The organism is Microcoleus sp. BM001215392, assembly GCF_036700185.1.
Classification (GTDB): Bacteria; Cyanobacteriota; Cyanobacteriia; order Cyanobacteriales; family Microcoleaceae; genus Microcoleus.
In genome coordinates this window covers 1-2,017 of sequence record NZ_JAUBOJ010000650.1, presented here as the reverse complement: position 1 = coordinate 2,017, position 2,017 = coordinate 1, and the positions used below count along the sequence as shown (strand labels likewise).

The following is a 2,017-nucleotide window of genomic DNA, read 5'->3' as shown; positions in this document are numbered from 1 at the left end:
ATAAACGCAGATAATTTCAGGGTGTTTTCCGATTTTTGCAATTCAAGTCTAATAAAAACTGGTTTGTAGTAAGGACTGAAGTCCTTTATTACCAACTCAGCAGCAAGGACTAAAGTCCTGACTGCAAACTTTTGACAGTGTGGCAAACTTATCTGCTAAGAAAATGGTAAAAATTCAAACAAACCACCTGTAACAGTCTAAAGTAGATTGTGGTTCTGTAGATTTAGCTTAAAAAAAAACTAACTTATGGAGAATCTGCTGTCAATATATTTTATCGATCGCCTATAATTTAACAGGCTTGCACTCAGCGCGTCTCAAAACAAATGCCACGCATACCTACACTAACATTCGATCGCGGAACGCTATTGCTGCACCCGCCGCCCAAAGGCAGAGACTGGGCGGACTTTGCCACGTGGGACGATCGCGTGGAAAAATTTCGCATTCGCGCCATTCACTACCGCCCGCTGGTAGAATCTCTCCAAGCCGACTGCACCAACTTCACCGACGAAGCCCGGGGATACGAACTACTCGAACTCGTACCCAGCGTCGAAATGCAGCCTTATCAGCATCAATCAGAAGCCCTCGCAGCTTGGCAAGAAGCAGGAAGTCAAGGAGTAGTCATCCTCCCCACCGCTTCCGGCAAAACTTACTTGGCCCAATTAGCCATGCAAGTCACAGGTCGCAGTACATTAGTAGTAGTACCAACTCTCGACTTAATGCACCAGTGGTACGCTAATTTAAAAGCAGCTTTTCCCGAAATCGAAATTGGATTGTTGGGCGGAGGTTCGCGGGACAAAACCCCAATTTTAGTAGCAACCTACGACAGCGCCAGCATTCACGCCGAAACCTTGGGAAATAAATACGGCTTGCTAGTTTTTGACGAATGCCACCATTTACCCACCGACTTTTATCGAGTAATATCCGAATATGCGATCGCGCCTTATCGACTCGGATTGACAGCCACACCCGATCGCACAGACGGACGGCACAGCGACTTACATTTCCTCATCGGCCCGACAGTATATAGCAAAAAACCAGAAGATTTAGCAGGCGACGCCTTAGCAGACCATAAAATAGTGCAAATAATGGTCAAACTGTCAAAAGAAGAAACCGATCGCTACAGCGAAGCCATGAACATTCGCAACGACTTCCTCAAACAGTCCAACATCAAAATATCCAGCCTCGAAGGATGGAAACAGTTTATCATGGCCAGCGCGCGATCGCCCTTAGGAAGGCGCGCCATGATTGCCCACCGCCAAGCCAAAGAAATCGCCCTTTGTACCGAAGGAAAACTGCGAATATTAGCTCAGATTCTAGCCGAACACTCTCCACAGCGCACCCTAATCTTCACCGGAGACAACGCCACAGTCTACCGAATTTCCCAAGAATTTCTCATCCCCACAATCACCCACCAAACCCCAGTCAAAGAAAGACACGAAATCCTCGATAAATTTCGCAGCGGCGAATACAAAACCCTAGTCGCCTCCCACGTACTAAACGAAGGAGTAGACGTACCAGACGCCAGAATTGCTATTATACTGTCAGGTACAGGAAGCGAACGCGAATACATCCAGAGATTAGGTAGAGTTCTCCGCAAAAGCAGCGATGCAAACAAGTTAGCAATTCTCTACGAAGTCGTCACCGAAGACACCACCGAAGAAAGAACATCCCAGCGCCGCCGAGGCGGAATGCAAGTTCACAAACCCCAACCAAAAATACAACAAATAGAACCACCAGCAGCAGAATATCCGAAATTAGAAACAGTCAAACCAACACCAATTTACGGAGTCAACCGAGAGACAACAAAAAAAGCAGCAGAAACACCCGCAAAATGGGGAGAAGATGATGACATTCTCAAGACAACAAAAAAAGCAGCAGAATCACCCGCAAAATGGGGAGAAGATGATGACATTCCCTGGTAGCAGGCCTAAATTCTTCCTTCTTCCTTCTTCCTTCAATATTTTACATCCGTTACATAATCCGTTGCCGAACTTCCTTCTTCCTTCAATGTTTTACA

General features: G+C 46.4%; 1 protein-coding gene. It reads left to right on the top strand.

The annotated features are described in order from the left end of the window. Positions 1-323: 323 nt before the first annotated feature. Positions 324-1,922 (top strand): DEAD/DEAH box helicase, encoded by a 1,599-nt coding sequence (locus QT974_RS33795; protein WP_333472723.1) that lies wholly within the window; start codon positions 324-326, stop codon positions 1,920-1,922. Positions 1,923-2,017: the final 95 nt, after the last annotated feature.